At 71.7% G+C, this 26026-nt stretch carries 26 protein-coding genes and 1 pseudogene; 16 read left to right on the forward strand and 11 right to left on the reverse strand.

Translation table 11 applies throughout. From position 1 onward, the window contains the following. Positions 1 to 3 precede the first annotated feature (3 nt). The gene (locus ACR68M_RS28030; RefSeq protein WP_441246921.1) at positions 4 to 972 is read left to right on the forward strand and encodes a quinone oxidoreductase family protein; all 969 of its coding nucleotides are present in this window, start codon (positions 4 to 6) and stop codon (positions 970 to 972) included. 22 nt (positions 973 to 994) lie between these two features. Here the strand turns inward: ACR68M_RS28030 and ACR68M_RS28035 are convergent, their stop codons facing one another. Further along, positions 995 to 2215: an 8-amino-7-oxononanoate synthase family protein gene (locus ACR68M_RS28035; RefSeq protein ID WP_441246922.1), complete on the reverse strand. Its 1221-nt coding sequence runs from the start codon at positions 2213 to 2215 to the stop codon at positions 995 to 997. Beyond that, on the reverse strand, positions 2212 to 3117 hold the full coding sequence (locus ACR68M_RS28040) for an HpcH/HpaI aldolase/citrate lyase family protein (RefSeq protein ID WP_441246923.1): 906 nt from the start codon (positions 3115 to 3117) through the stop codon (positions 2212 to 2214). The genes ACR68M_RS28035 and ACR68M_RS28040 overlap by 4 nt, the downstream gene beginning before the upstream one ends. A gap of 206 nt (positions 3118 to 3323) precedes the next feature. Between ACR68M_RS28040 and ACR68M_RS28045 the strand changes: the two genes are divergently transcribed. Next, entirely contained in the window at positions 3324 to 5015 is a 1692-nt protein-coding gene (locus ACR68M_RS28045) for an ATP-binding protein (protein ID WP_441246924.1), read from the forward strand. Between the two features lie 190 nt (positions 5016 to 5205). Beyond that, complete coding sequence (locus tag ACR68M_RS28050; RefSeq protein ID WP_441246925.1) at positions 5206 to 6279, forward strand: inosamine-phosphate amidinotransferase 1; 1074 nt, start codon at positions 5206 to 5208, stop codon at positions 6277 to 6279. Here the strand turns inward: ACR68M_RS28050 and ACR68M_RS28055 are convergent. Together ACR68M_RS28055 and ACR68M_RS28060 are read right to left on the reverse strand one after the other, a co-directional pair. Further along, entirely contained in the window at positions 6267 to 7268 is a 1002-nt protein-coding gene (locus ACR68M_RS28055; protein WP_441246926.1) for an ROK family protein, read from the reverse strand. The two genes, ACR68M_RS28050 and ACR68M_RS28055, sit on opposite strands and share 13 nt — an antisense overlap. Before the next feature lie 33 nt (positions 7269 to 7301). Further along, positions 7302 to 8231: an SIS domain-containing protein gene (locus tag ACR68M_RS28060; protein ID WP_441246927.1), complete on the reverse strand. Its 930-nt coding sequence runs from the start codon at positions 8229 to 8231 to the stop codon at positions 7302 to 7304. A 331-nt stretch (positions 8232 to 8562) separates the two neighbouring features. Here ACR68M_RS28060 and ACR68M_RS28065 point away from each other — a divergent pair, with 331 nt between their 5' ends. From ACR68M_RS28065 to ACR68M_RS28075, 3 genes are all read left to right on the forward strand, one after another. Continuing rightward, positions 8563 to 9831: an extracellular solute-binding protein gene (locus ACR68M_RS28065; protein ID WP_441246928.1), complete on the forward strand. Its 1269-nt coding sequence runs from the start codon at positions 8563 to 8565 to the stop codon at positions 9829 to 9831. A gap of 83 nt (positions 9832 to 9914) precedes the next feature. Continuing rightward, complete coding sequence (locus tag ACR68M_RS28070) at positions 9915 to 10817, forward strand: carbohydrate ABC transporter permease (protein WP_441246929.1); 903 nt, start codon at positions 9915 to 9917, stop codon at positions 10815 to 10817. Next, a complete protein-coding gene (locus ACR68M_RS28075) occupies positions 10817 to 11650 on the forward strand; it encodes a carbohydrate ABC transporter permease (RefSeq protein ID WP_441246930.1) in 834 nt (277 codons plus the stop codon). Before ACR68M_RS28070 ends, ACR68M_RS28075 begins: the two co-directional genes overlap by 1 nt. Before the next feature lie 17 nt (positions 11651 to 11667). Here the strand turns inward: ACR68M_RS28075 and ACR68M_RS28080 are convergent, their stop codons facing one another. After that, positions 11668 to 12888 (reverse strand): serine hydrolase domain-containing protein, encoded by a 1221-nt coding sequence (locus tag ACR68M_RS28080; RefSeq protein WP_441246931.1) that lies wholly within the window; start codon positions 12886 to 12888, stop codon positions 11668 to 11670. 227 nt (positions 12889 to 13115) lie between these two features. Between ACR68M_RS28080 and ACR68M_RS28085 the strand changes: the two genes are divergently transcribed. The 3 genes from ACR68M_RS28085 (at position 13116) to ACR68M_RS28095 (ending at position 15421) form a co-directional block, all read left to right on the forward strand. Further along, entirely contained in the window at positions 13116 to 13508 is a 393-nt protein-coding gene (locus tag ACR68M_RS28085) for a DUF4345 domain-containing protein (RefSeq protein ID WP_441246932.1), read from the forward strand. Between the two features lie 168 nt (positions 13509 to 13676). Continuing rightward, entirely contained in the window at positions 13677 to 14768 is a 1092-nt protein-coding gene (locus ACR68M_RS28090; RefSeq protein ID WP_441246933.1) for a sensor histidine kinase, read from the forward strand. After that, positions 14765 to 15421 (forward strand): response regulator, encoded by a 657-nt coding sequence (locus ACR68M_RS28095; RefSeq protein ID WP_441246934.1) that lies wholly within the window; start codon positions 14765 to 14767, stop codon positions 15419 to 15421. Before ACR68M_RS28090 ends, ACR68M_RS28095 begins: the two co-directional genes overlap by 4 nt. Positions 15422 to 15428: 7 nt before the next feature. Here the strand turns inward: ACR68M_RS28095 and ACR68M_RS28100 are convergent, their stop codons facing one another. Both ACR68M_RS28100 and ACR68M_RS28105 read right to left on the reverse strand, forming a co-directional pair. Continuing rightward, the gene (locus ACR68M_RS28100) at positions 15429 to 16601 is read right to left on the reverse strand and encodes an alpha/beta hydrolase family protein (protein WP_441246935.1); all 1173 of its coding nucleotides are present in this window, start codon (positions 16599 to 16601) and stop codon (positions 15429 to 15431) included. 59 nt (positions 16602 to 16660) lie between these two features. Next, positions 16661 to 17647 carry a LysR family transcriptional regulator gene (locus ACR68M_RS28105; protein ID WP_441246936.1) on the reverse strand — a complete coding sequence of 329 codons (987 nt, stop codon included), beginning with the start codon at positions 17645 to 17647 and terminating at the stop codon, positions 16661 to 16663. Between the two features lie 104 nt (positions 17648 to 17751). Here ACR68M_RS28105 and ACR68M_RS28110 point away from each other — a divergent pair, with 104 nt between their 5' ends. From ACR68M_RS28110 to ACR68M_RS28125, 4 genes are all read left to right on the forward strand, one after another. Then, complete coding sequence (locus ACR68M_RS28110) at positions 17752 to 18651, forward strand: NAD(P)H-binding protein (RefSeq protein ID WP_441246937.1); 900 nt, start codon at positions 17752 to 17754, stop codon at positions 18649 to 18651. Between the two features lie 28 nt (positions 18652 to 18679). Further along, complete coding sequence (locus ACR68M_RS28115) at positions 18680 to 19045, forward strand: darcynin family protein (RefSeq protein ID WP_441246938.1); 366 nt, start codon at positions 18680 to 18682, stop codon at positions 19043 to 19045. Between the two features lie 207 nt (positions 19046 to 19252). Next, positions 19253 to 19804: a hypothetical protein gene (locus ACR68M_RS28120; protein ID WP_441246939.1), complete on the forward strand. Its 552-nt coding sequence runs from the start codon at positions 19253 to 19255 to the stop codon at positions 19802 to 19804. Between the two features lie 714 nt (positions 19805 to 20518). Continuing rightward, the gene (locus ACR68M_RS28125) at positions 20519 to 20980 is read left to right on the forward strand and encodes an SRPBCC family protein (protein ID WP_441246940.1); all 462 of its coding nucleotides are present in this window, start codon (positions 20519 to 20521) and stop codon (positions 20978 to 20980) included. Positions 20981 to 21055: 75 nt separating this feature from the next. Here ACR68M_RS28125 and ACR68M_RS28130 read toward each other — a convergent pair whose 3' ends face one another. The 4 genes and pseudogenes from ACR68M_RS28130 to ACR68M_RS28145 all read right to left on the reverse strand — a co-directional run bounded on the left by ACR68M_RS28130 (position 21056) and on the right by ACR68M_RS28145 (position 23151). Further along, positions 21056 to 21478 carry a PIN domain-containing protein gene (locus tag ACR68M_RS28130; protein ID WP_441246941.1) on the reverse strand — a complete coding sequence of 141 codons (423 nt, stop codon included), beginning with the start codon at positions 21476 to 21478 and terminating at the stop codon, positions 21056 to 21058. Beyond that, a complete protein-coding gene (locus ACR68M_RS28135; protein ID WP_441246942.1) occupies positions 21475 to 21753 on the reverse strand; it encodes a CopG family transcriptional regulator in 279 nt (92 codons plus the stop codon). The genes ACR68M_RS28130 and ACR68M_RS28135 overlap by 4 nt, the downstream gene beginning before the upstream one ends. A gap of 202 nt (positions 21754 to 21955) precedes the next feature. Beyond that, a pseudogene (locus ACR68M_RS28140) lies at positions 21956 to 22524 on the reverse strand (glycosyltransferase family 2 protein). A gap of 75 nt (positions 22525 to 22599) precedes the next feature. Then, positions 22600 to 23151 carry a DUF2269 domain-containing protein gene (locus ACR68M_RS28145; protein ID WP_441246943.1) on the reverse strand — a complete coding sequence of 184 codons (552 nt, stop codon included), beginning with the start codon at positions 23149 to 23151 and terminating at the stop codon, positions 22600 to 22602. Between the two features lie 236 nt (positions 23152 to 23387). Between ACR68M_RS28145 and ACR68M_RS28150 the strand changes: the two genes are divergently transcribed. From ACR68M_RS28150 to ACR68M_RS28160, 3 genes are all read left to right on the forward strand, one after another. Further along, positions 23388 to 24083: a hypothetical protein gene (locus ACR68M_RS28150; protein WP_441246944.1), complete on the forward strand. Its 696-nt coding sequence runs from the start codon at positions 23388 to 23390 to the stop codon at positions 24081 to 24083. A gap of 95 nt (positions 24084 to 24178) precedes the next feature. After that, positions 24179 to 25357, forward strand: a complete 1179-nt coding sequence (locus tag ACR68M_RS28155; RefSeq protein ID WP_441246945.1) for a sensor histidine kinase — start codon at positions 24179 to 24181, stop codon at positions 25355 to 25357. Then, complete coding sequence (locus ACR68M_RS28160) at positions 25354 to 26016, forward strand: response regulator (RefSeq protein WP_441246946.1); 663 nt, start codon at positions 25354 to 25356, stop codon at positions 26014 to 26016. Before ACR68M_RS28155 ends, ACR68M_RS28160 begins: the two co-directional genes overlap by 4 nt. Positions 26017 to 26026 lie beyond the last annotated feature (10 nt).

Here is a 26026-nt window from a genome sequence, read left to right on the forward strand (position 1 = left end):
CCGGTGAGCCAGGTGAGCCCGGTGAAGCCGATGCGCGCGGCCGTGATCCACCGGCACGGCAGCCCGGAGGAGTTCCGGACGGAGCTGCTGCCCGAGCCCGTCGCCGGGCCCGGCCAGTGCCTGATCGACGTCACCCTCGCCGGGCTCAACTACGCTGATCTGCACTGCCGTCGGGGCGAGTACGGCACACAGCCGCTGCCCGCCGTACTCGGGGCGGACGTGGTCGGGCGGCGGCGGTCCGACGGCCGCCGGGTCGCTGCGCTGCTGCGCGCCGGTGGTGGTTACGCCGAAGTGGCGTGCGCCGAGGCCGCGTACACGGTGGAGCTCCCGGACGGCGTGGGGGACGAACAGGCCCTGGCCCTCTTGGAGCAGGGCGCGACGGCGTACGGCGCGCTGGCCCTGCTCGGACGGGTGCGGCCCGGTGAGCGGGTGGTGGTGACGGCGGCGGCGGGCGGTGTCGGCCACCTGGCGGTGCAGCTGGCCCGGGAGTTGGGCGCGGGTCGGGTGGTGGGGCTCGCCTCCACGCCCGCGAAGCGGGACTTCGTCCGCTCGCTGGGGGCGGACGCCGCACTCGACCCGGCCGACCCCGGTCTCCCCGCCCTGCTGGCGGAGTCGGGAGTCGACCTGTTCATGGACACCGTCGGCGGCCCGCTCCTGCGGGCCGGGCTGGCAGCCCTCGCCCCGTTCGGCCGCCTCCTCAGCGTCGGAGCCCGGGGCGGCGCGGAGGACACCTTCGCCGTCGACGAGCTGGCCGACCGCTCGGCGGGCTTGCTCGCCTTCTGGCTCCAACACGTCCTCGACGACCGGGCCCTGTTCACCATGACGGCCGGCCATCTCCTCCACCTCGCCGAGCGCGGCCGCCTCACCGCCCGCATCGACCGCGTCCTCCCCCTCTCCGCCGTCGGCGAGGCCCACCGCGCCCTGGCCGCCCGCGAGACGATGGGCAAAGTCCTGCTCGACGTCCACCGCTAGTGATCGTCAGGCCCGACCGGGCTCAGGTCAGTTCCCTGACGTGGGCGGCGAAGTCGGTGATGAGGGGCTCGTCCATGTCGGCGCGCAGCATCAGCCGGAGTCCGGCCTCGCCCTTGGGGACGATCGGGAAGAACACCGCCGAGCTGTAGTAGCCGCGCTCGAAGAGCTGGGCGGAGAGCTCGACGGCCCGTTCGGCGTCGCCGACGTCGACCCGCCGCACCGGGAGGCCGTTGCCCGCGAAGGAGGTCGGCAGCAGCTTGTCGAAGAGCGTGATGTTGCGCTGCAACTTGTCCTGGAGCCGACCGAGTTCGGGGGAGCGGTGGATGGCGGCGCTGCCGAGCGAGGCGCCGACCAGTGGCAGGGCCATGTTCTGCGACCAGCCGACCGGCCCGGCGTGCCGGTGCAGGAACTCGAACTGTGCGCGGTCGCCGAGCATGGCCACGCCGCCGCCGGTGCCGAAGCCCTTGCCGAGGCTGGCGACGATGACGGTCAGCGGGTTCATCTCCAGCCGGGAGCGGACGAAGCCCTCGCCGCGCTCGCCCATGATGGAGAGCGAGTGGGAGTCGTCGATGTAGAGGAACAGCCCGTAGCGGTCCTGGAGTTCGAGCAACCCGTCGAGCGCGGCCGTGCCGCCCATCGAGTACGCGCCGTCGGCGACGTACGCGACGCGGGGGTAGCGCCGGCAGATGTCCTCCAGGTAGTTGAGGTCGTTGTGCGGGCAGTTGAGCACCAGCGCCTCGTCGGCGCAGATCGGCTTCACGTACGCCATGCAGAAGTGGCAGAACCGGTCGAACACCATCACCCGGGGTCCGCCGCCGCCCAGGTGGCCCGAGGCGACGAGGGGCAGGATCCCGCTGGTCAGCGCGGTGCAGGAGGCGCCGGGGAGGATGTGCGCGCCGAACAGCTCGCCCAACTCCTCCTCCAGCTGCACCAGCAGGTTGTGCCGGATGCGGGTGGTGGAGGTGACCAGCCAGGTGCTCCGGGATTCGGTGAGGGCGTCGATCGCACCGGCCGCGACCTGCGGGTGGTTGTTCAGCCCGAGGTAGGCGCAGGACACCATGTTGGCGAACTCGTGGCCGGTCTCCCGGACGATCAGCCGGTTGTTCGACTCCGAGTCGACCTTGATGCCGATCAGCCCGCGCTCACCGGCGGACTGCCAGACCGGGTCTGCGGTGGCGAGCATGGTCTCCGCGTTGCGGTACAGGCGGGGGCCGATGACCGGCCGGGTCTCCTGCTGGCTCATGTACGGTCCTCGTTCCTGTCGGCATGGTCGGAATGGCCGGCATGGTTGGTGTGGTCGGCGCGGTCGGTGTCGAACTGTTCGAGCAGGCGTTGCGAGGCCTCGAAGAAGGGCATCCCGACCATCACGCCGTCCACGACGGTGACCGAGCGCCCGTTCCGGCGCCCGGCCTCGACCACCCGTCTGGCTCGCTCCAGCAGGGCCGCGTCCGGGGTGAAGGCCTCGTTGATCAGGGGGAGTTGGCCGGGGTGGATGGCGATCTTGCCGCTGAAGCCCAGCTCCCGGGCGAGGGCGGCCTCGCGGCGCAGCCCGTCCAGGTCGGAGACCTCGAAGTGCGGTGAGTCCAGTGCCTCGACCCCGGCGTCGCGGGCGCTGTTGACCACCCGCCAGCGGGCATGGGTCAGTGCCTCCCAGGACAGCCGGGCGCCGACCGAGAAGGCGTAGTCGGCCGAGCCGAAGACCAGCCCGCGCAGCCGGTGACCGGCCGCCGCGATGGCGGGGGCCCGTTCGATCCCGCGCGGGGTCTCGACGACGGCGAGGTACTCGGTGTCGGGGCAGGCCGCGCCGAGCGCCCCGGCGACGATCTCGACGTCCCTGGGGGACTCCGTCATCGGGATCAGCACCAGATCGGGCTTGACGGGGTAGCGGGCGATGGCGATGAGGTCGCGCAGCCCGTCCGGCCCCGAGATGGTGTTGATCCTGACCGCGCTGCGCGCGAGCTTGGCGGACGGCAGGGCGAAGAACTCCCCGGCCAGCTGCCGGGCCTCCTCCTTGCAGGCGGGCGGGACGGAGTCCTCCAGGTCGACCATGGCGATGTCGGCCCCGGACTGGTGACTCCTGGCGTACCGCTCCACCGCCATCGCGGGTGTGGACAGCAGGGAGCGGCAGTAGCGCGTGAACTTCATCGAGGTCTCCGAAGTCAGCAACGGCTGCGACTCCCGGTTCTATCCCACCCGCATTGTTCGGCGCCGAGCGCCTGGACATTGAACATCAACTCGGAACAACGGCCGCGGAGGCGCCATTGTTCATGACAACTGCCCTGTGCATGATGATCCTTGGGAGCTGAAGAGCACCGCATCGGGCACCGCTTCGACGGAGAAGGGGAGCAACCGTGCCGCGTCGGGAGAGTCCACTGGACCAGGGGGACGGAGCGCTGCTGCGCTTCGCAGCCGATCTGCGCGCGCTCAGAGCGCGCGCGGGCAGCCCGCCGTACCGGCAGCTCGCACTCCGGGCGCACTGCTCGGCCGCCAGCCTGTCGGTCGCGGCGGGTGGTCGGCGGCTGCCGAGCCTCGCCGTCACCCGCGCCTACGTGCAGGCCTGTGGCGGGGACGTCCGGGAGTGGCAGCTCCGCTGGCAGCTGCTCGCCGCCGAGCAGGCCGCCGACACCGCCGCCCGGCGCCGCGCCCAGGACACCGGCCGGGCGCCCTACCCCGGCGCAGCCCCCTTCGAAGCCGCCGACTCCGCGCGCTACTTCGGCCGTGAGGCACTGCTCGACCAGCTGGTCGAGCAGCTCGCCAGGCGGCGCCTGATCGCCGTCACCGGCCCGTCCGGGGTGGGGAAGTCCTCACTGGTCCGGGCCGGTCTGCTGGCCCGGCTGGGCGCGGGCCCGAGTGCCGTGCCGACCGCGCTGCTCACCCCGGGCGAGCAGCCGATGGCGGCGTACGCAGCCGCGCTCGCCCAGCTCGGCAGCCGGCCGGGCGAGGGAACGGCCGGCCCGGCTGATGGCGGCTCGGCGGGCGGCGGCCCGCTGCTGGTGGTGGACCAGGGGGAGGAGCTGTACACCCGCTGCCAGGACCCGGCCGAGCGCAGGCGGTTCCTGGACGCCCTGGCGGAGCTGGCCACCGGAGCCGGGCAGCAGCGATGTCGGGTCGTCCTGGTGCTGCGCTCCGACCACGAGGAGCTGCTCGCCCGGCACCCCGGGCTCGCTGCCGCCGCAGGCACGCACGGAGCCCGCCTGCCGGTCGGCCGCCCGGAGCCGGAGGAGCTCCGCCGGGCGATCACCGAACCGGCGGTCCGGGCCGGTTGCACCGTCGAGGGTGCGCTGCTCGCCGTACTGATCGCCGCCGCCGCCCAGCAGCCCGGCGCGCTGCCACTGCTGTCGGCGGCCCTCCTGGAGACCTGGCGGCGGCGCAGCGGAAACGCGCTGACCCTGGCCGGGTTCCAGGCCACCGGCGGCTTCGAGGGTGCGCTCGCCCGGACCGCCGAGGCCCTGTACGAGGGCCTGGACGCGCCGGACCGGGAGCGTGCGCGGGCGGTCCTCCGGCGGCTCGGCGGCGAGGCGCCGCCGGTGGACGGCGCGGAGCGGCTGCGCAGGCCGGTCGGGCGGGAGGAGTTCGAGGGGCCGGGCGTACCGGCGGTGCTGGAACGCCTCGTCCGGGCCCGGCTGGTGGTGCTGGACAGGCAGAGCGTCGAACTGGCCCACCACGCCCTCCCGTACGCCTGGCCCCGGCTGCGCGAGTGGCTGGCCGAGGAGCCGGAGGCGCTCGGCGACCACCGCAGGCTCACCGTGGCGGCCCGGGGCTGGGCCGCCGCCGACCGGGACCCGGAACTGCTCTACCGGGGGGCCAGACTGGATCTCGTACGGCGACGGGTGGCAGCCGGGGAGCTGACCCCGGCCGGGGTCGAGCGGGCCTTCCTGGCGGCGGCGGCCCGCGCTGCTGCCGCCGACCGGCGCCGACTCCGCCGCCAGGGCCTTGCCGTCGCGACCCTCGCCGCGGCGGGCGGGGCGCTGCTCACCCTCGCCGGGGGAGCGGGCGGCAGGCTCGGCCGGTGGATTGATCGGCCCCGGGCGCAGGGGAGTTGAACAGAGCGGCGCGGCTGGACGGGCCGTCGGCGGGCCGGGTAGCTTGGCCGTCGATCCGGCCGGAACCTCCTGAACTTGCTTGATCCTGGAGTGAGTTGGTCGGGCGGCTGGCACAGTTCCAGAGCCCCGAGACCCGAGACCCGAGACCCGCGACCGAGACCGCATCCGCATCCGCATTCCAGGGGGAGCCATGTCCGATCCGGTGCGTCCGGTCCACAGCTGGGACGAGTTCAGCACGCTGCGGGAGGTGGTGGTCGGCTCCGCCGCCGGGGCCCGGCTGCCCGCGCTGTCGGACCCGTCCGCCTGGCTCTCGTGCTTCCCGAAGAGCCGGGCCGCCGAGCTGGCCGCCATCCGGACCGGGCCCTACCCGCAGCAGGTCGTCGAGGAGACCGACGAGGACCTGGACGCACTGGCCACCACCCTGCGCAGCCTCGGTGTCACCGTCCACCGGCCCGAACCGGTCGACCACGCTGCCGGGTTCGCGGCGCCGCAGTGGCGGGCGGACGGCGGGTTCCACTCCTACTGCCCGCGTGACCTCACCCTGGTCGTCGGCGAGACGGTGATCGAGGTGGCGAGCCCGATGCGGGCCCGCTACTTCGAGGTGTTCGGCCTGCGGGCGCTGTTCAACGACTACCTGCGGGCCGGCTCCCGCTGGCTCTGCGCACCACGCCCGCAGCTGCGCGACGAACTCTTCGAGTCGGACGCGGAGGGTCTGCCGCTGTTGGGGGAGAGCGAGCCCGTCTTCGACGCCGCCAACGTGCTCCGCCTCGGCCGGGACGTGTTCTACCAGGTCTCCCGCAGCGGCAACGAACTCGGCCTGCGCTGGCTGGAGTCGACGCTCGGCCTGCTCGGCGACCTGCGCCTGCACCCGCTGCGCGGCATCTACGGCTACACCCACATCGACAGCACCATCGCGCTGCTGCGGCCCGGCTTGGTGCTGCTCAACCCCGAGCGGATCAGACCCGAGACGGTGCCGGACCAGCTGCGCGGCTGGGACGTCCTGTGGTGCCCTCCGGCGGAAACCAGGGCCGCTGAGCCCGAGCCCATGCTCAGCGAGAGCTGGATCGGGATGAACCTGCTGATGGTCGACCCGGCCACGGCGATCGTGGAGCAGGGGCAGCGCGGCCTGATCAAGCTGTTGGAGCACGCCGGGATCACCGTCCTGCCGCACCGGCTGCGGCACTCCCGGGTGCTCGGTGGAGGCTTCCACTGCGTCACCCTGGACACCCGGCGTGACGGCGGCCCGGAGGACTACCTGTCGTGATCCGGCCGAGCCTGGTGCGGGAAGCCCCGGGAGGGCGGGCCTGGCGTGGGCTGGTCCGGTGTGAGCAGGTCGTGGGCGAGCAGACCGGCGCCGACGCGGGCGGCGGTGTCGCCGAGCGCCGCCGGCAGCAGGGCGGGCGCGATGTGGAACCCGACGAGCCGCTGCTCCAGGGCGGCGCGCAGCGGCCCGAAGAGGGTGTCGCCCGCCTCCGCCAGCCCGCCGCCGACGATGATCGCGGCCGGGTCGAGCAGGCTGTGCGCGACGAGCAGGCCGTCGGCGAGTGCGGCCACGGCCTCGGACCAGACCGCGACGGCCCGCCGGTCGCCCGCCTCGACGGCCCGCGCGCAGTCGGCGCTGTCGGCGGCGGGGTCGCCGCTGGCCTCGGCCCACGCGCGGGAGACGGCGGAGGCGGAGGCCAGGGTCTCCAGGCAGCCGTGCTGTCCGCAGCCGCACGCCGCGCCGCCGGGCCGGATCACGACGTGGCCGATCTCGCCGCCGTTGCCGTGCGCCCCGGCCTCGATCCGTCCGTCGATCGCGATCCCTCCGGCGATGCCGGTGCCGAGTGCGACGAAGAGGAAGCGGTCGATGCCGCGTCCGGCACCGGCCCGGCCCTCGGCGAGCGCGCCGGTCCGGACGTCGTGGCCGAGTGCCACGGGCAGCGGGCGGCCGGTCTCGGCCAGCCGTTCGGCGATGAGGTCGCGGAGCGGGAGGTCACGCCAGCCGAGGTTGGCGGAGTAGACGGCGATGCCGTGCTCCTCGTCGACCGTCCCCGGCACGGCCACCCCGGCGGCGGCCGGGGGCGCGCCGAAGCGCTCCTGGCTCTCCCGGCCGAGTCGGGTGACCAGGTCGAGGATCGAGGCGACGACGGTGCGCGGCCCCGCCTCGCGGCCGGTGGGCCGGCGCAGCTCGTACGGCACGGTGCCGTCGTGGGCGACGAGTGCGCCCTTCATTCCGGTGCCGCCGACGTCGAGGGCGATGACGTGTTCCACGGGGGTGACCGTGCCCTTCTACGGAGGAGGCCGTCAGGGGTGCAGGACCACCGAGCGGGTCAGGTTGCGCGGTTGGTCCGGGTCGAGGCCGCGGGCCTCGGCCAGCTCGACGGCCAGCCGGTGCACGCGGACGAGGTCGGCCATCGGGTCGAGCGGGGACTCGACGAGGAGGCCGCCCGTCCGGCTGATGTCGAGGTCGAGTCCCTCCGGGAGGCGGCCGAACATCCAGGCCACCCGGCCGGGGGCGGTGATGCTGATCGGGCCGTGCCGGTACTCCATCGCGGGGTAGGCCTCCGTCCAGGCCCCGGCCGCCTCGCGCATCTTGAGGCCCGCCTCCTGGGCGAGGCCGCACGTCCAGCCGGCGCCGAGGAAGGTGAACTGCTCGGCGCCCGTCAGGCCTTCTGGCAGCGGGGTGGCGAGCGCGAGCTCGGCGTCCTCGGCCGCCTCGGCGACGGTGCGGACGCCCTCGGGCAGCGCGCCCTCGCTCTCCAGGTGGGCGCGGAACAGCGCCAGCGCGCTGGTGGCGAACCGGGTCTGCACGACGGACGTCTCGTCGGCGAAGTCCAGGACGGCGACGGAGTCCGCCGCCGTCATCACCGGCGTCACGGGGTCGGCGGTGACGGCGCTGGTGCGGGTGGTGCCGCGCACCCGGCCCAGCAGCTCCAGCACCTCGGTGGTGGTGCCGGAACGGGTCAGGGCCAGCACCCGGTCGTAGGCCCGGTCGAAGGGGAACTCGGAGGCGGCGAACGCGTCGGTCTCGCCGTGGCCGCCCGCCTCCCGCAGCGTGGCGTACGCCTGGGCGATGAACCACGAAGTGCCGCAGCCGATGACGGCGACCCGCTCGCCCCGCTGCGGCAACGCCGGGTGTCCGGGGGCGAGTTCGGCGGCCTTGCGCCAGCAGGACGGCTGGGTGGCGATCTCCGTCGCGGTACGGCTCGCGGACGGGCGGGTGGTGGACGCCATCGGGTAGCCCCTCAAGTTGACTGCAATTGCTCGATTGATAGCAGTTGCAAGCATCAGTGCGCAAACAATTGGCGAAGATCTGCTTGAATCATCAAAGGATGGCCCTGATATGAGGCGATATGTACCGATTCTGCGAAGCCTTCGCCGCAACAATTCGGTAACCGGTCTGGTCTGCTTGCCGTGGAGGGGATAGGACTTGCGCTCAGCGGAGGCGGCAGGCCTTCCGAACCGAGCAGGCGCGCACCGTTTGCGCCCTTGACACCACGCCCGATCTCCACCCGACCGAGCTGCGGTGTCTGCGCGCCCTCCCCACGCAAAGGCGGTAGTTGTGATGCACAGGGGTCTGCTGACTCTCTCGGCCATCGGTCTCACCGGTGCCCTCGCCCTGACGGCGTGTTCGTCCAGCTCCGGCGGATCGGCGTCGGACAGTGTCACCACCCTCAAGCTGGTCGCGGCCGATTACGGTGACAAGGCGGCCAACAGCTCGAAGGCGTACTGGGACGGTGTCGCCCAGGCCTTCCAGGCGGCGAACCCGAACATCAAGGTCGATGTCCAGGTCGTGAACTGGAACGACATCGACAAGCAGGTCAAGACGATGATCCAGAGCGGCAACCAGCCGGACATCCTGCAGACCGGCGGCTACGCCGACAAGGTCGCCGACGACCTCCTCTACAAGGCCGGTGACGTGCTGTCGATCGGCGTGCAGGCCAACTTCATCGACACCTTCGCCAAGGCCGGCCAGGTCGACGGCACCCAGTACGGCATCCCGTTCGTCTCCTCCGCCCGCGCGTTCTTCTACAACAAGGCGATCTTCGCGCAGGCCGGCATCACCGACGCCCCCAAGACCTGGGACGACGTCAAGACCGACGCCGCACTCATCAAGGCCAAGGTCCCCGGCGTCACCCCCTACGCACTGCCGCTCGGCCCCGAGGAAGCCCAGGGCGAGTCGATGATGTGGGAGCTCGGCAACGGCGGCGGCTTCACCGACGCCAACGGCAAGTACAGCCTCGACAGCCAGGCCAACACCGACACCTTCAACTGGCTCAAGACCAACCTCGTCGACCCCGGCCTCACCTACCCCAACCCCGCCACCACCGACCGCAAGACCGCCTTCGCGGACTTCGCCGCCGGCAAGGCCGCCATGCTCAACGGCCACCCCTCACTGATCCAGATGTCCAAGGACGGCAAGGTCGACTACGGCGTCACCGCCATCCCCGGCAAGGCCGGCGCCCTCAAGAACACCCTCGGCGTCGCCGACTGGGTCATGGCGTTCAAGAAGAACGGCCACCGCGAGCAGGTCAAGAAGTTCCTCGACTTCGCGTACTCCAAGGAGAACACCCTCAAGTTCGACGAGCTCTACAACCTGATGCCCGTCACCCAGGACACCCTCCGCGACATGACCGGCAACCCCGCCCACAAGGACCTCGCCCCGTTCTTCGCCCTCCTGCCCAGCGCCTCCTTCTACCCCCTCGGCGACACCAGCTGGGACGCCGTCTCCGCCGAGATCAAGAAGAGCGGCGGCAGCGCCGTCAAGGACGACCCCGCCAAGGTCCTCGGCGACCTCCAGAAGAAGGCCCAGGCCGCAGCCGCCAACAAGTAACACCAGTTCCCCGTACGGGAGGTGAGCCGCCTCGAAGCCGAGGCCCCCTCACCTCCCGTATCCCAGAACGAAAGGCACGACCGTTGTCGCACAGAACCGGTGTACGAGGAGCGGGGCGCACCCTCCTCGCGAGGCTCGGCCCGGCCCCGTGGATCGGGCCCGCGGTGCTGCTCATCGCACTCGTGGTGCTGTGGCCCGTCTACGAGATGGTGCACACCTCGTTCCTGCGGATCAGCACCAGTGGTTTCGTCCGTGGCTCGGCCGGCCTCGACAAGTACCGCAAACTCTTCGGCGAGACCGACCTCCCGCACGTCCTGCTCTGGACGGTCGTCTGGACGGTCGCCGTCGTCGGCCTGACCGTGGTGCTCTCACTGGGGCTGGCACAGCTGTTCAACCAGCAGTTCCCCGGCCGCCGGCTGACCCGCTGGGCGTTGATCGCGCCCTGGGCGGCCTCGGTGCTGATGACCTCCATCGGCTTCAAGTGGATGCTCGACCGCACCGCCGGTGTCCTCAACACCGTGATGACCGACCTCGGCCTGATCAGCGGACCGCAGGACTGGCTCGGTGACCCCAGCACCGCCAGGCCCTGGATGGCCCTGGTCGCGGTGTTCGTCTCGCTGCCGTTCACCACCTACACGCTGCTGGCCGGTCTCCAGACCGTCCCCGGCGAGGTGTACGAGGCGGCGAAGGTCGACGGCACCAGCGGCTGGCAGACGTACCGGCTGATCACCCTGCCGCTGCTGCGGCCCGCGCTGATGGTCGGCCTGGTGATCAACCTGATCAACGTCTTCAACTCCTTCCCGATCATCTGGGGCATGACCCAGGGCGGCCCGGACAGCCAGACGGCCACGACCACGGTCTTCGCGTTCCAGCTGATGAACACCGACATCGGCGAATCCGCCGCGATGTCGGTCGTCAACTTCGGCCTGGTCGTGGTGATGGTGCTGGCGTTCCTGAAGGTCAGCCGCTGGAACGAGGAGAGCTGATGACCTTCAAGACCGGTTCGTTGAAGCCCCGCACGTTGGTCATCACCGCCGTCGCCTGGCTGCTCGCCGCGCTCTTCCTGCTCCCCTACCTGGAGATGGTCGTCACCGCGCTGCGCCCCGCAGATGAACTCCGCGACGCGACCTACCTCCCCAAGCACTTCGCCTGGTCCAACCTCGTCAACGTCTGGCGCGACTCCACCCTCGGCACCAACCTCCAGGTCACCCTCCTGGTCGCCGGCGGCTCGACGCTGCTGGTCCTGCTGGTGGCGTTGCCCGCCGCGTACTACACGGCCCGGATGCGCTTCCGCGGACGCCGCGCCTTCCTGCTGCTCGTCCTCGTCACCCAGATGTTCCAGCCGACCTCACTCCTCGTCGGCCTCTACCGCGAGTTCTACCAGTTCCACATGCTCAACTCCGTCTGGACCCTGATCATCTGCAACGCCGCCTTCAACCTCGCGTTCGCAATCTGGATCCTCACCGCCTACATCTCCTCCATCCCCGTCGAACTCGAGGAAGCCGCCCAGATCGACGGCCTCGGCCGACTCGGCGCCCTACGCCGCGTCACCATCCCCCTCGCCATGCCCGGCATCGTCACCGCCGTCATCTTCACCTTCATCTCGGCCTGGAACGAATTCGTCATGGGCCTACGCCTCACCACCATCCCCGACAGCCAACCCCTCACCGTCGGCATCAACAACTTCATCGGCAACTACACCGTCCAGTGGAACTACCTCTTCGCCGGATCCGTCGTCGCCATCCTCCCCGTCGTCATCCTCTTCGCCTTCATCGAACGCCAGGTCGTCTCCGGCCTCACCGCAGGCTCCGTCAAGTAGCCCACGGGGACGGGACGTCAGTGGCCGGCCAGACCGAAGGCGGCGGCGGCGATCCCGTACTGGGCGGCGAAGGGCGCGCCGTCGCGGCTGGTCGGGGTGAGCGAGTAGACGAGGTCGCGGCTCGCGTCCTGAGTGGCGAAGATGCCGTTGGTGTAGCCGGGGCGGCTGCCGGTCTTGCCCCAGAGCACCACGCCGTCGGACGGGCTGAACCGCATCAGGCCGGTGCTGAAGCAGGCGTGCCCGGCGGTCGGCCCGATGTCGCAGTTCCGGTTGTGGACGTTCGGCACGTCCGGCACCGAGAACAGCTCGGCCTGCTGGGCGGGCGGCAGCAGCCGGCCGCGCAGCAGCGCGGTCAGGAAGCGGTCCAGGTCGGGTGCGCTGGAGATCATGCCGCCCTCGGCCCACGGCCAGGGGCTCTGCTTGGTGACATCGGCCTGCTCGGTCGACCCGTCCGGCCGGGTGACGGTCAGGTAGGCGTGCGCGGTCGGGTGCGACAGCCGGGTGTCGTCGGCAGCCGGGACAGAGGTGCTGTGCAGCCCGAGCGGGCGCAGCAACCGCGCGTTCAGCTCGTGCGCGTACGGGTGGCCGGTGACCTGCTCGACCAGCAGCCCGGCCAGGAAGTAGTTGAGGCCGTTGTACTGCTGCGCGGTGCCCGGCTGGAACTGCATCGGACGGTTACCGGCCTCGGCCACCACCTGCTGCGGCGTCCAACTCTCGTCCTGGTGGCCGACGAACCACTGCGCACTGCCGTCGTCCCCGCCCAGGTCACCCCCGGCCGGCAGCCCGCTGGTGTGGTTGAGCAACTGCCGTACGGTGATGGCCGGGTAGGAGGACGGCAGGACACCGGGCAGGTACTGCTGGACGGTGCCGTCCAGATCCACCCGGTGCTCGGCAGCGAGCTGGAGCACCACGGTGGCGGTGAAGACCTTCGAGATGCTGCCGATCCGGAACCGCCCGTCCGCCGCCACCGGCCGCCCGGTGGCCAGGTCGCCGCTGCCGGAAGTCCCCGACCAGCGGCCGTCCTTGCCGTCCACCAGGACCACCGCACTGGTCAGTTGAGCATTCGGCAGCCCGGCGATCGAGGCGCGCAGCGCCTGGGCGTCCGGCGGCGCCGGCGGGCCGGCCGCCTGGGCCCCCGTCGCCACCCCGGCCGTGAGCGCCACCACCAGCGCACCGACCGCCCCGGCGCTTGCCCAACCACGCCGGGTGGAACGGCGGTTCACGGCGGTAACAGTCATCTCGGTACTCCTCAGCAGTAGTTCGTGGCACCCTCGGCCACACCCAGAAGTCTGCTGCGCCCAGCCCGCCCAGTCATCCGGGAACCACCCTGACCAGCCCCTGAGCCACCCCTGGCGCATCCCTGGCCCCGGCCCTGAGAGCCGCCGCCACCGGATTGCGCCGGGCCGCCCCGCCGTTGGGCTTAGCCTGGTGGGCACGTGTCAACCAGAGGTGAGGGCGGAGGATCATGGCCAGGGTTCTCAGAGGGCTCGTGTGGGCGATGGGTATCGCGTGCGTGGTGATCGGGCTCGTCCATGTCCTGCTCGGCAACGCGTCGATCCCGGGAGAGGGGTCGGCCGACGCGACGATCGACAGTCTGGGCCGGTTCTTCGGGGCGATCTTCGCGGGCTACGGGCTGGCCTGGTTGTGGGTGGTCCGGCAGACGCCGATCCCCGCGAACGCGGTCAGGTGGCTGGCCGGGGTGTTCCTTCTCGGCGCAGCGGGGCGCCTGCTGTCGCTCGCCGTGCACGGGTGGCCGCAGGGGTTCCAGGTGGTGCTGTCGGTGATCGAGCTGGTGCTGCCGCCGGTGTTCTTCTGGCTCGCGGACGCGGAGGAGCGGTTGGCGGTGGCACCCGCCTGACCGTGGGTGGGTAGCCCCGTGGGCGTACGCCCGCAGGGGGACGCCCGGCGGTGGAGCCGAGGCTACGATCGGCGGGTGGATCAAGGGATGCCGCGTCCTCCGTGGCTGAGACGGCTGCCGTCGGGCGTGTGGACGGGCCTGACATGGTGTGTTGCCGGGCTGTTCGCGATGTTGCTGTTCGCTACGACGGCCTGTCGGCTGACGGCTGATCACCAGCCCGTCTTCCTGCTGCTCGTGCTCCGGGCGGCCGTGGCGGTCGCCCTGGCGCTGGCAATCGGTTGGGCCCGCCGGTGGCCGCTGGCGGTCTTCGGGGTGCTCCTGGCCGAATCGACAGCAGCCGGCCTGCTCTGGGGGAAGACCTGGCCGTTCTTCCTGGCGATGGGTGGTCTCGTCGGCTACCTCGCGGCGAGCCGTCCCCGTCGTACCGCCGTCGTGGCCGCCGTCGTCGAGCTGGCCGGCTGGGCCCTCCAGTGGGTGGCGGTGGATCACGGCAAGGAGAAGCTCAGTGACTTCGCGAGCATGCTGTCGGGACTCGCCGTGTCCGTCCTCGTCTGCTGGCTGATCGGCAACTCGATCCGCCAGCAACGCCAGTACGGCGAGGCTCTGCGCGCCCACGCGGTGACGTCCGAACGGCTGCGGATCGCCCGTGAACTGCACGACATGGTCGCCCACAGCATCGGCGTCATCGCGATCCAGGCCGGCTCGGCGAGCCTGGTGATCGACACCCAACCCGAGAACGTACGCAAGGCGCTGGGCGCCATCGAGAGCACCAGCCGGGAGACGCTGGCCGGGCTGCGGCGCATGCTCGTCTCGCTGCGCCGGGCCGACGAGGCGTCACCCGGTCAGGGCCCCGGTCCCGGCCGCGCAGGCATGGAGGCGCTCGACCGGTTGGCCGAGACGACGGCGGACGCCGGAGTCCGGGTCGAGGTGCACTGGCGGGGGCAGCGGCGTCCGCTGCCTCCCGAGATCGACGTGGCCGCCTTCCGGATCATCCAGGAGTCGGTCGCCAACGCGGTGCGCCACTCCGGCGCCGACCACTGCCGGGTGTCCGTGGAGTACGGGGACGAGGAGTTGGCCATCGAGGTCGTCGACGACGGGCCCGGCTCGGTGCATAGCGGCCCGGTACGTACCGGGGCGGCGGCGGGGGCCGGTTACGGGATCCCCGGGATGCGCGAACGGGTCGCCCTGCTCAACGGCCGGTTCAGCGCCGGGTCCAGACCTGAGGGCGGCTTCCGGGTCGCGGCGAGGCTGCCGGGATGACGACGATCCGTGTCGTGCTCGCCGACGACCAGGAGCTGGTGCGCACCGGGCTGAAGATGGTCGTCGCGGACCTCCCCGACCTCGAGATCGTGGGCGAGGCCGGCACGGGTGCCGAGGCCGTCCGGCTGGTCGGCGAGGCCCGGCCCGACATCGTACTGATGGACATCCGGATGCCCGGCATGGACGGCATCGAGGCCACCCGGGTGATCACGGCGACCGCCGCGCCGCCTCGGGTGCTGATGCTCACCACGTTCGACGACGACGACAGCGTGTACGAGTCGCTGCGGGCCGGTGCGAGCGGCTTCCTGGTCAAGGACATGGCGGTGGTGGACATCATCGCGGCGATCCGGGTGGTGGCCGCCGGTGACGCCCTGATCGCGCCGAGCGTCACCCGCCGCCTCATCGAGGAGTTCGCCGAACGACCCCGACGGGCCTTGCCGAAACGGCGGCTCGACGGCATCACCGGACGGGAGCGGGAGGTGCTGACGCTGGTCGGGCGCGGCCTCTCCAACGGTGAGATCGCCGCTGCTCTCTTCATCGGCCCCGCCACCGCCAAGACCCATGTGGCTCGCCTGCTGACCAAGTTGGACGCCCGCGACCGCGTCCAACTGGTCATCGCCGCTTACGAAGCAGGGCTGGTGTCGCCGACCTGAAGGCTGTTCAGGGACGCTGGAAGGTGATCTCCGGGTTGGCCGGTGACGGGCAGTCGAGCAGGGCCTGCGGGCGGCCCTTCAGCTGCTGGTCGAAGAAGGCTCCGAGGTAGCTGCGGGTGAGCTCCAGCGCGCGCAGCGGGGGGATCGCCCCGCTGGGCGCGGGCCTGCCCGCCTGCGCGGCGAGGAGGTTCAGGTCGCTGAAGCTGCCGTGTTCGGAACCGGCGATCGTCAGCCAGCGCTTCCAGCCGTCCAGGTCCGCCCAGGCCTTCGTCCACGACGGGTCCATACCCGGGCTCTCGTGCTCGGCGCCGAACAGCAGGAACGGGCGGCCGTGGAGGCCGGTGGCCGGGTCCGCCTCCTGGAAGCTGCCGTCCAGGTCCACCCCGGCCCGTACCCGGTCGTCGGCGGCCATCGCCATGGCGGTGGCGTCGCCGCTGAGGGAGTGCCCGGCCATCCCGATCCGGTCCTTGTCGATCATGCGGGCGTACCGCCAGGCAGGGCGCGGCCCGGTCAGCTCGTCGATCACGAACGAGAGGTCCTCGGCCCGGCTGCGGGCGATGGCCTCGTACCCGCCCGCCGGGGGCTGGTCGCAGATGGTGCAGGTGAGCGTCCGTCCGTCGGGGAAGGTGACCCCGGGGGCTTCGTAGGTGTGGTCGACCAGCGCGACGACGTACCCGCGGCTGGCCAGATCCTCCGCGATGCTGGTGAACAGGGCGCGCGGGAAAGTGAAGCCGGGGGAGAGCACGACCAGCGGGAACTTCCCGTGCTCCGGGCGCGCGTCGGCGAGAGCCCAGACGCGGGTGGTGCTGAGCGCCTCGGGCGGGAGGCCGGAGCCCGGGGCCTTGTCCTGAAGCAGCAGCCTGGCCTCCTCGGTGCTCATGTAGGCGGCCGGCCCGCCGGTCCCGGGCCGGGCCGGGTAGTACACCGACACCATCAGCCGACGCGGGCCCGAGGCCGGCACCCAGGGGTCCTGGCGGCGCTCGTCGACGAGTTGCAGCGTGTTGCGGCCGACGGCGTGCGGGCCGGTCGGGCGGGGGAGTTCCCCTTGGACAGCGGCGTTCGAGGCCGCGGTGGCGGCAGTGGGTGGAGGGGCGGCGAACGCCGTGCCCGCGGCGGCGATCGGCAGCGGCAGGGCGAGCGCGAGTGCGGCGGCCACGGCAGTGCGACGGATGCTGGTCATGGCAGTGACGCTAGATCTCGCTCACCTCATCCGACGTCCGCTCAGGGGCGGACAGGGCGTCACCCCGGAGGCGGACCGGACATCACCCCGAGGGGGACAGGGGCCTCCCGGGGTCCGCGAAGAGTCCGGCGGACGGCATGGCGGAGCCAGTGGTGGGCACTGTCGGCTGCGTTCCGGGGGTGCCAGGCCATGCCGATGGTCAGTGGTGGCAGTACCAGCGGGATGTCGAGGAGGTGCAGCCCGAGCGCGGTGGCGTCCTCGGTGAGGATCGAAGGAGCGGCGCCGGGGAGTGCGGCCGGTACGAGGCAGACGACGTCGCTGCGGGCGGCGAGGGTCATCGCGGCCAGGTGGTTGGGGAGGACGACGCTGACCCGGCGGCGGAGATCCTGCTCGGCCAGGGCGGCGTCGAGGGGGCCGGTGAAGCGGCCGCGTCGGCTGACCGCGACGTGTTCGGCGGCAGCGAGCCGGGCCGGGGTCAGGGGCTCCCCGGTGAGCGGGTGGCCGGGCCGGACGGCCGCCACCATGCGGAGGCTGACCAGTGCTTCGACCTGGGTCTCGGGGTCCACGTGGTCGATGGAGCCGATCTCCAGGTCGATCCGGCCGTCGCGGAGGGCGGGTCCGGCCTCCAACTCCTCGGCCTGGAGCCGGAACGAGACCTCCGGTGCCTCCTGCCGCGCCAGCTGCAGCAGACCGGGGGCCAGTGCCGCGCCGACCAGGTCGGCGGCCTGGAGGGTGAAGGTGTTGCGCAGGGTGGCGGGGTCGAGGCCGGTGCCGGGGCTGAGCAGTGCTCCGACGCGGAGCACCACCGCGGCAGCTTCGTCGCGCAGTGCCTGGGCGCGCGGGGTGGGGACCATGGTCTGTCCGGCCCGGACCAGGAGGGGGTCCTGGAGGATGCGGCGGAGGCGGGCGAGAGTGCGGCTCATGGCGGCGGGCGAGGTGTGCAGGCGGGCGGCGGCTCGGGTGACGCTGTTCTCGGCCAGGAGGGCGTCCAGCGCGACGGCGAGATTGGCGTCGATGACCGGATCTGGGCTGTTCACCAGCATCATTCCGTTTCAGTCAATGATTCCGTGCTGAAGTTCCCATTGTGGCAGCACGGTTGCCCTCCGCAGGATGAGAGCCGTACCGATCCGGCACGACCTGCGAGGATTTCATGATCGTTATCACTGCTCCCACCGGGAACATCGGCCGTCACCTGCTCTCCCGGCTCCTGGAGTCCGCCCCCGCCGCAGGCGAGGAACTGCGCGTGATCGTGCGCGATCCCACCCGGCTTCCGGATGAGGCACGCGGACGCGTCGAGGTGATCACCGGCTCGCACGGAGACGCCGACGTCGTCGACCGGGCCTTCGAGGGTGCGGACGCCGTCTTCTGGCTCGTCCCACCGGACGCCTCCCTGACGCCGCAGGACGCCTACACCGGCTTCACCCGCCCCGCCGTGAAGGCGCTCGCCACCCACGGGGTCGGCCACGTCGTCGGCGTCTCCGCGCTCGGCCGCGGCACCCCACTCGCCGACCGCGCGGGCCTCGTCACCGCCTCCCTCGCCATGGACGACCTCATCGCCGGCACTGGCAACGGCGTCGCGTACCGGGCCCTGGCCTGCCCGTCCTTCTTCGAGAACCTCCTGGAGGAGTCGGACTCGATCCGTGAGCGGGGCGTCTTCACCGACGTCGTGGACGCCGACCGCAAGGCCCCCCTCGTTGCCGTGGCCGACATCGCCGCCGTCGCCGCCGGCCTGCTGCTGGACCGTTCGTGGTCCGGCTCCGACAGCGTCCCCGTCCTCGGGCCGCAGGACCTGTCCCCCAACGACCTGGCTCGCGTCATGACCGAACAGCTCGGCCACGACGTCCGCTACGAACGCCAGTCGCTCGATGAACTGCACGCCACCCTCGTCGGCTACGGCCTCGACAAGGCGTTCGTCCAAGGCATCGTCGACATGAAGCGCGCCAAGGACGAGGGCCTCGACTCCGGCGTTCACCGCACCCCGGACACCACGTCCGCCACGAGCTTCGAGCGCTGGTGCGCCCAGACCCTCAAGCCCGCCGTGCTCTCCTGACCACCCACCAGAGATCGGAGGACCATCGATGTCCGCTGAGCCAACCGAACCGCCGGTCACGGCGTTCATGCTGGTCAAGACCACACCCGAGTGGCTCGCCCTGACCGTCCCGGAACGAGTGCACGCCTTCACCACCCAGGTCATCCCCGCGATCAAGGCCAAGACCTCCGGGGTCCGGTCACGCTTCTACGACACGGAGTTCTACTCCGCACGCGTCACCGACATCTGGGTGTGGGAGGCGGAGAACCACCACTCCTACCAGCTCCTCATCGACGCACTACGCGAAACCCCGTTCTGGGACCGCTACTTCGAGGTCATCGACCTCCTCGTCGGCACCGAGAACGGCTACGCCCGCACCTACGGCCTCGAACCCGTCGCCACCGTCGCCACCTGACGCACCGTGGCGGTAGGTACCTCCGGATGCTCGCGCGGCTTGACGTGGCAGTCCGGCCTGTCAGCGACCCGCCGTAACTTCTGGTGCATGGGTGAGCGAGGAGTATTCAGCAACGAGGCGGGGGGACGCATCGATGGGTCCGTCGTCCAGGCGGGGATTGTCCATGGCGACGTGTCCGTCACGGCTCCTGTCCGCGTGATCAACAGAGTGAGCAACGAGATCCGGTCGTTCAAGATGGTCGGTGTCCTCTTTCGGAGCCTGGCCTCGATCGCTGGGGGTGCTGCCGTGTTCGGATTGAGCAACGGCTGCACCCCGCTCGTCCAAGTAGCCTCCTGGTGCAAGGCGCTGGCCATTCCGGGTGGCTGGACAGTGGCAGCTGCGGAGTGGATTTCCGGGCGGGCCGAAGTTGTGGCGACAGTAGCCGAGTTCGTGGTCGTGATCGGACTGCTCCTGCTGCCGAGGCCGCGGCAACTCGGTTGGGACTTTGGGGAGTCGTTGGAGTGGCGAGGGCCCTCGACCGTGGTTCTGGCCATGGCAGTAGTGGTGCAGTGCGGTTCGGTGTGGCCAGCGATGCTGAACGCTGTGGTGATCGCTGCCGTCGGTCTCTGGATCGCCGGACAGGGCAGGACAAGCGGCTACGCCAGGTGGGAGTACGTGACGGTGGCAGCGTCCGCCATCTTCCTTGCCCTCTTGTTCCTGCCCGTCTACCTGTTTGCCGTGTTCTTCGGCCGCGATGTGCGGGCTGGAGGACATCCGTGACCTCCGGGTGTCGTCAGAGCCTGGATCGTCCCTGCGGGGGCGCTCGGCGACTGCGTCGAGGAACTCGTGGAGCAGCCGCTGCAGGGCCTCGGGCTGCTCCAGGTGCACGCGCGCCAAGGATGCTTGCGGCCACTGTGTCCGCCGGTGGCGGAGCATGTCCTGGGTCTCCTGAGCGGGGACGGGGATGATGCCGTGCTGGCCGAGGACGACCAGGGTCGGCCGCGTGACCTCCGCCCACTCGTCCCAGAAGGAGCGCCGGGCGGTCTCGGCCGGCGATCCGACCATCACGTCGCGGTCGAAGCGCGACCACCAGCCGCCGTCGCGCTCCTCCGGCCCCGCCGCCCAGCCCTCGCCAACCGGGCCGCCGCCGAGGAAGCGGATGGCTGCCTGCCGCGACGGGAACGGGCTCGGCCACGGGTCGAGCCGGCCGCCGATCTCGGCGGGTACGTTCGGGTTCGGGCCGCCTGCGCCGGCCTCGACTCGCGCCACCACCCACACCTGGCCGCCGGCTCACGCCACCTCACCTGGGTCCTGACCCTGGAGCAGAGTCCCGTCGGTCACCTGCCCGACGGCTGCCTTCGCCTGCACGCGATCCGTCCGGTGCCGAGGAGCTCCGAGCGACAGCTTGGCGGAGCCGACAGGATGATGCGATCATCCACCGACGTTCCCGGTCCGCGATGACGGCCGGAGCCGGACCGGACGGGGGAGTTGGACGTGCCCAGCACTGAACTGAGCTGCAGCTACGACATCGCGGCGGCGCCCGCCGCTGTGCTGGCTCATCTGGCGGTCCCCGAGAACTACATCGGGCTCTCCCCGCTGCTCGTGGACGTGCGGGACGTCCGCCGCGAGGGCGGGGTCACGCACTATGTGGCCGTCGAACGCTTCCGGTTCCTCGGGCTGATCCGGCACGACAACGTCATCCGGGTCAGCCTGCGGACCGAGGACGCTCTCCTGCCGGACGAGGCGACGGTCAGCGGTGAGGTGGTCAGTCCTGGCGGTGTGCGGATGGACTACTGCTTCGCCGTCGCCGCGAGCGGCGACGGCGGCTCCCTGGTGGTCGATCAACTGCGGCTGCACGCGCCGTTCGGCCTGCTCCGCTATGCGGCCGGGAAGGCTGGAGCAGTGCAGGCCGAGCGCGGCCGGGTGCTGGCGCTGCGGCTGAGCGGCGGAAACTGAGGCTGGCGAGCCCACGGAAGCACCACTGTTCGTCCGGGTGGTCAGCCGTGTCCGTTACCGGCAGGTCGGTTGCGCTCAGACCTTCCTGACGACGATGCGGTCCGGAAGCAGTCTCTCCAGGTCGTCCACGTCGGACGTGAAGACGGTGACCTGGCCTCGTTGCGAGAGCGCGACGACGGCAAGCATGGCGTCGATCGCGTACTTGTGACCGTGCAGGTTGCTGTCGGCCAGGATCTTGCGAGCCCGCCGGGCCTCCTCCTTGCCCAGGTCGGCCACCTTGACGCGGGAGAGAACCCAGTCCCAGCGCTGTTCCGTGGTCCTGCCCTCGTATGCCTCGACCAGCGTCATGGGGGAGGTGATGATGTCGGCCTCTCCGCGTGCTGCGAGGTCGAGCCAGCCGATCATCGTGCGATCTCCGCGGACAGCTAGTGAGAGCGCCTCGCAGTCCAGCACGAAGACACGGAGCGGCTTCGCCTCGTGATCGCGCTTCGGCGTCATGCGGCCTCGTCGGCGCGCCCGGAAGCAGTGGCCCGGCGACGCTCGTGCTCGGCGTCAAGGTCGTCCAGTGCGTCGTATGCCGCAGAGCGTTCGGGCTCGGTGACCGGCCCGTGTTCCTCTTCGAGCCACTGTACGAGTTCCAGGAGTCGGTCGCGGTCCCGCTTCGCGCGCAGCGCCTCGGTGACGTAGGCGGAGATACCGCGCTCGTCCGCCTCGGTGCGGATCTCTTCGAGGAGATCCTCAGGGATGGTCACGGTCACCTTCTTGGATGCCATACAAGCGACCATACTCGCCGTATATCCAGCCCGCAATCTGCTGTCTCAGCGCCGACGCGTGCGCGCCTGCGCGCACCACGCCGGATGTTCCGTTGCCGCTCTCCATCTCGGCAACGAAGCCCTCCGCCGGCAACTCGCGCGGGGCCGGGCTGCCACTGTCGGCCCGATCCGACCCCGCGCGAGGCAGTGGGGAACAACGGCCTCAGATGATCGGAGGGCGGCTGGCCCGGGTCAGACGCCACACCGTCCGCCAGCTCATCGGCCGCCGCTCGCCATGGCCGCCGCGCAGGCCCTCGGCCAGGCCCCTGAACCAGACATCGAGGTTCCCTGAGGACCGGAATCGAGCACGATTCCTTCGGGCATCACCGTGACAGCCCCAGGCGTGGCTGCATCCTTCGGCCTCAGGCGTGGGACCCAGCGGCCGAGTGTGGTGCCGCTGGCAGGGCCGACGATCCGCGGCTGGACATAGGCGGCATCAGGATGGCGATCGAACTCGGCAGCGAGCCGGGCGACGGTGTCAGGGTCCGGCAGGACGGCGTCGTTGTCGAAGAACAGGATGAACTCGGCCGCGTCCTCGCCGGCCAGCGCTTCGGCACCGACATTGCGGCCGCCAGGGATGCCCAGGTTCTCCGGCAAGGAGACTGCTGTAACACCCGGCGGTACGTAGTCCGGCTCGCAGCCGTTGCCGACGATCACGATCCGGAGGTCGACATCGCGCTGGGACAGCAACGACTCGATGGCCAAGCGCAGTTCAGCGGCACGGTCGTTCATCGTCAACAGCACCGCGTCGACACTTGGCCTACCGGACACGCCTACTCCAGGACTCGGCACACGGGCGATCCAACCCTAGGCCACTGGCAGGCCCCGGGGCCTGCTCGTGGCGCGGCGGGGGCGGCCGGAGGGCTTGAGGACGGAGAGCGCGACGGCGGCGGTGTACACCGAGAGGGCGATGGCCGGGATGATCACCAGGTTGTAGCGGATCAATCCGAGGTGCATGTCCGCAACGGTGCCGGTGGGGTGCCGGGCCGCCACCTGGGCCGCCTCGTGCAGGCGGGCGGGGAGGGCGAAGATCGAGGCGCCGGCGGCGGCCATGGTGAGCCAGAACTTGACCGCGACCCAGCGGTACTTGAACAGGCCCCAAGGGGTGCCGAGCGCGAGGAGCAGCCCGGTGAGCAGGGTGAGCAGGCTCAGCGGAAGGATCAGCGCGTCACCGAGGAGGGGCATCGTCCGGTAGGCGCTGCGGACGGTCTCCGCGCTGGACGTCAGCAGACCCGCCGCGCCGAGCGTGAGCAGGCAGAGCATCAGGCCCAGCCAGGCGACCGAGCTGACGATGTGCACGATGACCGCGGTCTTGCGGGCAGTCGGCGAGAGGCGGAAGCCCGCGGCGGGGGTGCGCATGAGAGGCCCTTCGGGAGACGACGGGGTGCTTGCCCTTGGGATGTTCGCCGCCTCGCCGCCCTGCCGTCGTCCCCCGGGCGGCGGCTTCCCGGAGCCGTCCGCTGCCTCCCCGGGAGTACGGCCGGAGCCGCCCTCCGGAGGACGCCCGCAGCCGACCCGCTCCGGTGGACTGGGCGGTGCCGGACGTGAGCCCTCCGCCCGGTACCACCCCACCCACCCACCGGAGGCTGTTGACCATGCCGCCCTCGCCCGCCCGACGCTCCGCCGGAGCCCTCAGCGGCGTCCTGTACGTCGTCCTCTTCATCGCGAGCCTCGTCGCCGGAGCCGTCACCGCGCCGTCGTCCGGAGTGTTCGCCACCCCTTACTCGGGCGACGACGTGGCGCGGAAGTACCTGGCCGCCGACCCCGCCGCGTTGCACCGTTCCCTCCAGCTCACGGCCCTGTTCCAACTGCTCTCGGCCCTCGCCCTGTTGGCCTTCGTCCCCCGGCTCGCCGACTTCACGAGCCGCTTCGGCAGTTCGACCCGCGCGGGCGTCGTCCGGGCGGCGGGGACGGCGTCCGGGATCCTCCTGGTCCTGTCCGCGAGCGCGAACTGGGTCCTGTCGATGCTGAACTCCTCCGGCGACCTCCCGACCTCCCGCGCCCTCATGGACCTCACCTTCATCACCGGCGCCGCCCCCGCCATCGGCACCCTCGGCCTGGTCCTGTGGCAGGTGTCGCGCACCGCGCTGGAGAGCCGGGCCCTGCCGGCCTGGGTGGCCTGGTCCGGGCTGGTCCTGGCCGTCGCGAGCCTGCTGTCCCTGCTCTCGCTCGTCGCCGAGCCGGCCACCCTGCTGATCCCGGTCGGGCGCTACGTCGGCTTCGTCTGGTTCCTCGCCGTGAGCCTCACGCTGTGGCGCCGGGACGGCCGCACCCCCGAGACGGTCCGATGAGTACTCCCTCCCGCCGCCTGTACTCCCCTCGTAGTACGCGCCCCCGCGCCCGCCGGCCGATGCCCGACCAGGGAGCCCGGCACTAGCCTTCCGTCATGAGTCATCCACGCCCGCCCCGGCAGCCGCCGTGGAAGCGTTCCGAGCGGACGGGCCCGCCCGTGCTCTCCTCGCTGGCCGTGGCCGTCGCCCAGGTGGCCGGCACGGTCGGCGCGGGACACCGGCAGCCCGACCGCGTCCAACTCGACGCCCTCGGCTACGCGCTGCTCCTCCTCGGCCCGGCCCTCCTGCTGCTGCGCCGCCGCCACCCGGTGGCGGTCATGGCCGGCACCACGGCGGTCACCACCGGCTACCTGTTCGCCGGGTACCCGTACGGCCCGGCCTTCCTCAGCATGGGCGTCGCGTTCTTCGTCGCCGTCCAGCACGGGCAGCGGTGGGTGGCCTGGGCGTGCGGCGGAGCCTTCTACGCCGCTCAGCTGCTGCTCGCCTACGCAGTCCCGCACGGCTGGCAGCAGGCGGCGGGCTGGCGACCGAACGGCTGGCAGGAGGCGGGGGTCGCGGGGGTGCTGCTGTTCATCGCGACCGGCGCCGAACTGGCCCGGGTCAGCCGCGAGCGGTCCGCCGCCACCAGGGCCGCCGCGGAGGAGGCCCAGCGCCGCCGCGCCGACGAGGAGCGGCTGCGGATGGCCCGCGAGCTGCACGACATCCTGGCGCACAGCATCTCGCTGATCCACGTCCAGGCCGGGGTGGCCCTCGAACTCATCGACACCCGCCCGGAGCAGGTCAGGAGCGCCCTGGTGACGATCAAGGCCGCCAGCAAGGAGGCCCTGGGCGAGGTCCGGCAGGTCCTCGGCACGCTGCGCGGACCGGAGTCCTCCGCCCCGCGCACTCCCGCCCCCGGCCTGGACCGGCTGGACGAGCTGGTCGACCAGGCCGGCCGGGCTGGCCTGACCGTCACCGTCCTCCCCGAGGGCAGTCCCGAAGCGGCCCCGGCCGCCGTCCAGCGGGCCGCCTTCCGGATCATCCAGGAGGCCCTGACCAACGTGATCCGCCACTCCGCGGCCCGGACGGCCACCGTCCGGCTCTCCCGGGAGGCGGACGGCCTCACCGTTCGGATCGACGACCCCGGCCCGGCGGGTGGCGGTGACGCCGGGGGCTCGGGAGCCGGACTGATCGGCATGCGCGAACGGGTCACCGCCTTCGGGGGCACCCTGGAGGCAGGACCGCACGAGGCGGGCTTCCGGGTCCGCGCACGCCTGACGAGAGGTGACGGATGATCAGGGTCCTGCTGGCCGACGACCAGATGCTCGTCCGGGCGGGGTTCCGGGCGCTGCTCGACGCCCAGCCCGACATCGAGGTGGTCGGCGAGGCCGACGACGGCGAGCAGGCCCTGCGCCTCGCCGCCGAACTGCGCCCCGACGTGGTGCTGATGGACATCCGGATGCCCCGCCTCGACGGGCTGGAGGCCACCCGGCGGATCGCGACCGACCGGGAACTCGACGCCGTCCGGGTGGTCGTCCTGACCACCTTCGAACTCGACGAGTACGTCTTCGAGGCACTGCGGTCCGGCGCGGTCGGCTTCCTGGTCAAGGACGCCGAGCCGGGCGAGCTCCTCCGCGCGGTCCGGGTCGCCGCCGCCGGCGACGCGCTGCTCTCGCCCGGGGTCACCCGCCGCCTGATCGGCGAGTTCGCCGCCCGCTCGAAGGAGCCGCGCGTGGTCAACCTCGACGCACTCACCGAACGCGAACGCGAGGTGCTCGCCCTGGTCGGGCTCGGCCTCTCCAACGAGGACATCGCCCGCCGCCTGGTGGTCAGCCCGCTCACCGCCAAGACCCACGTCAGCCGCGCGATGGTCAAGCTCGGCGTGCGCGACCGGGCCCAACTGGTCGTCCTCGCCTACGAATCCGGCTTGGTCCGCCCAGGCTGGCTCGGCTGACTGCACCCGG

The organism is Kitasatospora sp. McL0602 (assembly GCF_052076145.1).
GTDB lineage: Bacteria > Actinomycetota > Actinomycetes > Streptomycetales > Streptomycetaceae > Kitasatospora.